At 68.3% G+C, this 6113-nt stretch carries 7 protein-coding genes; all 7 read right to left on the bottom strand.

Features of this window, described 5'->3' with window-relative positions; genetic code table 11:
* Positions 1-247 precede the first annotated feature (247 nt).
* A complete protein-coding gene (locus tag GY937_18980) occupies positions 248-538 on the bottom strand; it encodes a hypothetical protein (protein ID MCP5058791.1) in 291 nt (96 codons plus the stop codon).
* Between the two features lie 96 nt (positions 539-634).
* A complete protein-coding gene (locus GY937_18975) occupies positions 635-1456 on the bottom strand; it encodes a metal ABC transporter permease (GenBank protein ID MCP5058790.1) in 822 nt (273 codons plus the stop codon).
* Entirely contained in the window at positions 1453-2169 is a 717-nt protein-coding gene (locus tag GY937_18970; GenBank protein MCP5058789.1) for an ATP-binding cassette domain-containing protein, read from the bottom strand. Before GY937_18970 ends, GY937_18975 begins: the two co-directional genes overlap by 4 nt.
* Positions 2166-3158, bottom strand: coding sequence for a zinc ABC transporter substrate-binding protein (locus tag GY937_18965; protein ID MCP5058788.1), 993 nt, complete (start codon positions 3156-3158; stop codon positions 2166-2168). The genes GY937_18970 and GY937_18965 overlap by 4 nt, the downstream gene beginning before the upstream one ends.
* Before the next feature lie 12 nt (positions 3159-3170).
* Positions 3171-4556: a hypothetical protein gene (locus tag GY937_18960; GenBank protein ID MCP5058787.1), complete on the bottom strand. Its 1386-nt coding sequence runs from the start codon at positions 4554-4556 to the stop codon at positions 3171-3173.
* Positions 4557-4660: 104 nt separating this feature from the next.
* Positions 4661-4981 carry a hypothetical protein gene (locus tag GY937_18955; protein ID MCP5058786.1) on the bottom strand — a complete coding sequence of 107 codons (321 nt, stop codon included), beginning with the start codon at positions 4979-4981 and terminating at the stop codon, positions 4661-4663.
* A 229-nt stretch (positions 4982-5210) separates the two neighbouring features.
* A partial coding sequence (locus GY937_18950; GenBank protein ID MCP5058785.1) for a hypothetical protein occupies positions 5211-6113 on the bottom strand: 903 nt, incomplete at its 5' end.

Here is a 6113-nt window from a genome sequence, read left to right as displayed (position 1 = left end):
GCCGAAGCACACTCCGCATTCGCGCCACGGAATGGGCATCGACCACCCAAAACGAGATCCGTCAGCGTCAATCGCCGCGCGGCACGCTGAAACATTGGAAAGCCAGCTTCTCAGCCAACTTTCGTGCATAGTTCAGGTTAGTTCTCAGCGAAGAGCGTTCGATCCAGATCGTTGCTGGAGAAGGCCGGGTCCCTGCAATCTGCGGGGGGCCGGCCTTCCGCTTTCTGCGGGCCGCTTCCCAGCTCCCTCAACGGGAGGGGTGAAGTCGACCCCAACCCAGCATGGCCGCGCCGAGGACCGCGAGCGTCCACACGATCATCGCGCCGGTAGGAAGGTCGAGAAGCGCCGAGAGGACGATGCCGATTCCATAGCCGGCGGCACCGATCCCGTAGGCCCACGCCAGGCCGCGACGGCTGGGCTGGGCCCTCGTCGCAACGGCGGGAACGATCAAGCTGGCGAAGACGAGGTAGACGCCGACGAGTTGGACCGAGGCGGTCACCGTGATCGCGAAGAGAAGGTAGAAGCCGATTCGCCCCATGCGTTCCCGCGCCCCGAACCAGATTCCGAGGACGAGCGCATACGGGACGGCGACCGGGGCCAACGAGGCTGACTCGCTCCGCGGATGGCGAAGCGACTAGCGTCGCCGCAGCCAGCTGAACAGCACGAGCGCGCACAGCCCCGCGACTGCGGTGTGGGCGGGCGGCGTATCGGCGGCGTGGGCCACGACGAAGGCCGGCGCCGTCACGGCGAGCGCCAGCAGCGGGGCGCTCCACACCAGCGGCCGCAGGGCGGGGCTCAGGTTGCGGGCGGCCAGCGCAGGGAGCACCAGGCAGCCGAAGGTGAAGAGCAACCCGGAGACGCGCATGGAGAGCCCTACACCGACGCCGAGCCAGAGCGCCACCGCCATCTCGAAGCGCCGCTGGGGCACGCCCGACGCCGCCGCCATCTCCGGGTCGAGCGCGAGCAGGAAGAGCGTGTCGCGGAATCGGAAGCAGAGGACGCCGGTGAGCGCGGCGAGGGCGAGCAGAATCCACGGATCGGCGGGCTGGGCGCCGAGAAGGGTGGAGAAGGCGAGGCGGTGAATCTCCTCCACGCCGTGGGGATCGTGGGCCAGCAACAGGGTGGGCACGCTCGAGGCGAGCAGGAACACCCAGCCCGTAATGGCCACGCCGCTCTCCCGCCCCTCGCGGGCGCCGCGCACCGAGAGCAGCGCCGTAGCGGCGGCCGCGACCACCGCCAGCGCCGAGCTGAGCCCGACTGCTTCCTGGAAGGCACCGCCGGCCAGGAATGCGAGGGCGATGCCGAGGGTCGAGGCCTGGGAGACCGCGGCGCCGAGGAAGATCTCGCCCCGCGCCACCACCCAGAGGCCGAGCCACGAGAGCAGCACGGCGATCGCGAAGCCCGAGAGGTAGGCGTCCTGGAACAAGGGCCAGGCGGCGAGGAAGTCGCCGATCATCCACCCACTCCCGCTTCGGCCGCAACGAGCGAAGCCAGGGGCTCGCGGGAGAGCATCTCCCGCGATGACCCGGCGAGGAGGCTGCCACCCGCGAGGTATGCCACATGGCTGGCATGGTGCTGGGCCACGCTCCACTGGTGAGTCACGACCAGCAGGGTGAGTCCGTCGTCCCGGTTGAGGTGGTCGAGGCAGGCGAGGAGCGTCTCCCGCGCCTGCACGTCCAGGCCTTCCGTCGGCTCGTCGAGCACCAACAAGGTGGGACGACGCACCAGCGCCCGGGCCAGCAGCGCCCGGCGACGCTGGCCTCCCGAGAGCGAGAGGAACGGCTGGCGCCGGAGCCCTTGGAGGTCCACGTGCTCCAGCGCCCAATCCAGCCGAGTCCGCCGCTCACCGGCGGTCACCCCGCTGCGAACCAGACCGAGGGCAGCGAACTCCTCGAGGTTGCATGGCAGGGTGCCGCGCCAGGTACCGTGCTGGGGCACGTAGCCGACGCGCTCTCGCGACGCGATGCTGGCGTGACGCTCGAAGCTCCCGGCCTGAGGCATCAGCAACTCGAGGACGCCCAGCAACAGTGTCGTCTTCCCTGAGCCGTTGGCACCGAGGATGCACCAGTAGTCGCCCGCATCCACGCGCCACGCGTCCACGCCGAGTACCGGCGCCTCGCCGTAGCCGAGCCGAACGTCGCGGGCGGAGAGCAGCGCCTCGGCCGTCACTCGTCCACTGCTTCCCGGAGGCGACGCACGTTCTCGCCGATCATCGACAGGTAGTCGTTACTGCCTTCGATGCTCCCCACCTGATGGGCCAGCTCTACCACCCGCGCTCCGGTTTCGCTGGCCACGCGGTCGGCGTGGCGGCGGTCGAAGTAGACACTGTGGAGAACCAAACCGACCTGTTCCTGCTTCATGATCTCGACGAGTCTGGCCAGGTGCCCGCTGGTCGGCGCGATGCCGGGTTTGGGCTCGAGCTCGCCCAGGCTCACCAGCCCGAAACGCGCCAACAGGTAGGGGAAGACGCGGTGGTCCTGAATCACCTTGCGTCCGCGCAGTGCCCCAGTCGCCGCCCACCAGCCGCCCGCGGTGCCGAGCTTGTCTAGGCGGCCGCTCTCGAGGGCGCGGGCCAGCTCCTCGGGCGAATGGGCCGCGGCGAGCTCCGTGCCGACGAGGTGCTCCATCAGCTCGCGGGAGAAGGCGTCGCTGCGGGCGCGAAACGCGTCGGCGCGCTCCGGACGGATCCGGGAGAGTTCCTCGCGTAGCAGCCAGGCCACGCGGAGCCCGTTCAGCGGGTCCACCAGGAAGTGCGGGTTGCCGTAGCGATGGAGGTCGCCTGCCGAACGGTCCAGGGTCGCGTCCGGTACCTCGAGGGGCTGAATAGCCCTGGAGACGTCGACGTGGGCGGAGCCGCCCGGGCGGATCTTCGGGTTGCGGGCCCGGGCCAGCAGCGTCGACGCCCAGCCAAGCTCCAGCTCGAGCCCGTTCTGAACGAACAGGTCCGCGCGGTGCAGCCGGGTGAGGAAGCTCGGCCGGGGCTCGATGAAGTGGGGATCCTGGGGGCCCTGAACGAGAGCCAGGGCGTCCACGTCCTCGCCACCCACTTGCGTGACCAGGTCCGCGAGGTCGGGCAGCGTGGTCACCACCCGCAGCGGCTCCGCAGCGGAGGGAACGGCGACGACGAGCGAGGCACAGAGTAGAAGCAGGAATTTCATGATGGCGCCCTCCTAGAACCGGTGTGCCGGGTGCGAGCCGAGGATCAGCTCGAGGCCGAGCCACAGCGTGTGGGAGTCGTTGTCGCTCAGGAAGTCGGCCCGGTCGTAGTTGTACTGGAGCCGCAATCGCGAGTACTCAGAAGGTGCCCATTGGAGCAGCGGAGAGATGCGCATGCGATCGTCCCGGAAGGGGTCCTCACTGCGCGCGGCGTAGAGTCCGACGCTATCGCCGCTGCCCTGAGCCATCTCGAGCCGCAGCCCGGTAGCCCAGCTGCGATGGAAGCCCCAGAGCATCTGGGCGTAGGCGCCCCAGTCGTTCAAGGTGGTGCTGCCGAGGGCGACGGGGTCGTCGCAGTCCTCCTCCTCGGCGCAGCCGAAGAACGAGTCCGCCTCGTAGCGGCGTCCAATCCATTCGGCCTCGATCTCGACGAAGGGGTAGCCCCGGTCGCTCACGAGGGGCATCCACTTGAGGACGAAGTCGGCGCCGTAGATCCACGTGTTGGCGTCGCTGCCGGTCGAGTTCGGGCCGGCCAGCCCCGAGATCCCGATCTGCCCGGTCCAGGTTGGCGAGAGATCGAAACTGTTCGTCCAGCGCGCGAGGTAGACCAGATCCGCGAGGCTGCGGTTCCCGCGCTCCGCAAAGGGACGGCCACCGATCGGCCGCTCTTCGAACACCTCGTCGTTCGCGAGGAAGCTCACCATGGTCTCGCCCTGGGCGTTCTGCGCACCGAGGTGGAACTCCGAGGTCCAGGGCAGGGGCAGGAGCCAGCCCGCTCGCACTCCGGTGCCGCGCATCCCGTCGCCACCGAAGAAGCGGGAAAGAACGATCGGCTGGTCGAGCCAGGTCCAGGCGTGGGGGTGGATCGGGTTCGTGCGGCCGAACTCGGTGAACATCTGGCCGAACTCGATCTCGAGGCCGTGCTCCTCGAGAGCGAAGGGGAGCATGCGCGTGGTGCCGAACGCCTCCTCCAGCTCGAAGCCGGACTCACCCTCGGTATCGAGGAAGTAGATCAGGTGCATCTCGGCGTCGAAGTAGGGATCCACCGCGCCCAGCGCCGAGATCTCGAGCTGGCCCAGGTTGAAGCCGCGCCGGCGCGGATCGTGGCCGCCGCCCTGGAGCGAGTCGATGAACTCGTCCTCGACGCTCGAGAAGCCGGCGGCGGAGATGAAGTCGAAGGAGAGGTCGAGGAGACGCAGCCCGCCCGTCCCAGTTGCAGTGCCGGCGGAGACGGGGGCGCGCTCTGCGACGGCGCGGGCGTCGGCCGCCTCGTCGCGGGCGCTACGCACCTCGTCGCGCAGCGTCTCGACCTCCTCCTGGAGGCTGCGGTTCTGCTCGACGACGCTGTCGAGGGTCTGGCGAAGTTCTTCGTAGTCGGAAGCGGCCGCGGTGGCGGCCATGAATACACATAGTAGTGTCGGTGCGAAGCAGGACATGAATCGTTCCTCCTGAGGGCGGCCGTCGCTGGGACGGCGCGCGGGCATCGGTTCCCGTCGGGTCTCGACTAGGAAGCGATGGGAGGAGCGCGGCTCGGCGCGCATGCCCAGCGCACCTCGGTGGCGGCCTGGACCGTCGTACCGGACGCGGCGAGCCAGGAGCCGGTCGGAGGGGCGACCTCGGTGCAGACGGCCAGGGCGTGACTGCCCAGCCGTCCCCGCAAGCCGCAGGACCAGCAGTCGTCGACAGCACCGCCCTCGGTAGCGGCAACCACGCTCGACTCTGTGGGGCCCAGACCATGGCCGTGGGCCAGGGATGCGCTGGACAGGGCCAGCCCGCCGATCAGCAGGGCAAGCCAGAGCGCGATGGGCCGGGCACCAGAAGACATCGGCGGCAGCCTAGCGCCGCTGCCGTACGCGGAAAAGGGTGTATAGGAGAATCAAGGCCCGCTTTCTCCCGCGATGTCCGACAGGTTTCACCTCTGTCAAAAAAACCTGGTAGGGGACGAGGCGGTTTCAGGCTGGTGTGGGGCGACCTCTGTCAAGGCCAAGCTATGAGTTGCGGAGCGAAGAATGGGTCTAGGCCAAGATCGGTAGTCCCGTTCACACAGGTCTCTGTTAGCTCGCGTAGATGGGGCAATGAATGCGTTGCGGGGTCACGCAGCGCGTCTTGATCCGCCCCTCATAGCAGGCCTTCACCCATGGCCCGAGGGACTGCCGCCATGGAAACAGGCGTCGCGACAAGATCTCCTCCACGGTCAATCGGGCAGAAATGACACCGAGCTGGACGGCCGGAGGATCCGTCCGCTTGTCCTCCGAGCTCCACTTGACGTAGTTGCGCCATACGGCCCAGATCGCAGCCCTGTAGAGTGCTCCCTGCCTTCGCTTCGAGAATGCGATCGTCTCGCGCTTGTGGTTCGCCCCGCCGTGGCGTAGCAGCAGATCTGCAAGGTTGATGGGGAAGAGCGGATTACGGGCCGTTCGAGCGGCTTTCGAGGAGGTCGACTCGTGGTGGATGCGGCGGTTCTCGAGCCGGTGGAACGCACGGGGGTAGCTCTGGTGCTCGTCGGAGCGAATCACCGCTTCATGGCCCGCGGGTACGACCCGCGAGACGAGTTCCTCTACGGCCTTTCGCGTGGCCTGGGGATCTGGCCTCCCGTAGCGACGCTCGAGACGGCGGCGATGTCGTCGCTGCCCGGGACTCATGGTCCCGCTCCGCCTGAGTTCCGCATCATTGAAGCCGTAGATGAAGTGGGATTCCCCGACCAGGAGGTTCAGGTCGAAGGGCCAGTAGTGGCCGGACTCGAGGCTGCGGAAGCCGTCCAGGACGAGGGGTTCCGAAGGGACCCGAGGCCGTAGGCCCTCATGAAACAGTAGGCAGTGGCGACCCAGCCGCTCGACCTGGCGCTGCACGGTGGAGTGGGAGACACCGAACTCCTGCGCGATCTGGCGAAAGCCACTGCAGGCGCGAGTCCGGAAGAAGAGGGTCCGAAGCAGGTCGCGGTGCCTGAGCCAGTAGGT

The organism is bacterium, assembly GCA_024228115.1.
Lineage (GTDB): Bacteria > Myxococcota_A > UBA9160 > UBA9160 > UBA6930.
Note: the sequence above shows the minus strand (reverse complement) of the source record. Positions and strands in the feature narration are given on the sequence as shown.

Excerpts from the sequence above, each read along its gene's own strand:
- GY937_18965 (MCP5058788.1), bottom strand. The coding sequence starts at position 3,158 with ATGAAATTCCTGCTTCTACTCTGTGCCTCGCTCGTCGTCGCCGTTCCC.
- GY937_18980 (MCP5058791.1), bottom strand. The coding sequence starts at position 538 with ATGGGGCGAATCGGCTTCTACCTTCTCTTCGCGATCACGGTGACCGCC.
- GY937_18955 (MCP5058786.1), bottom strand. The coding sequence starts at position 4,981 with ATGTCTTCTGGTGCCCGGCCCATCGCGCTCTGGCTTGCCCTGCTGATC.
- GY937_18960 (MCP5058787.1), bottom strand. The coding sequence starts at position 4,556 with ATGGCCGCCACCGCGGCCGCTTCCGACTACGAAGAACTTCGCCAGACC.
- GY937_18975 (MCP5058790.1), bottom strand. The coding sequence starts at position 1,456 with ATGATCGGCGACTTCCTCGCCGCCTGGCCCTTGTTCCAGGACGCCTAC.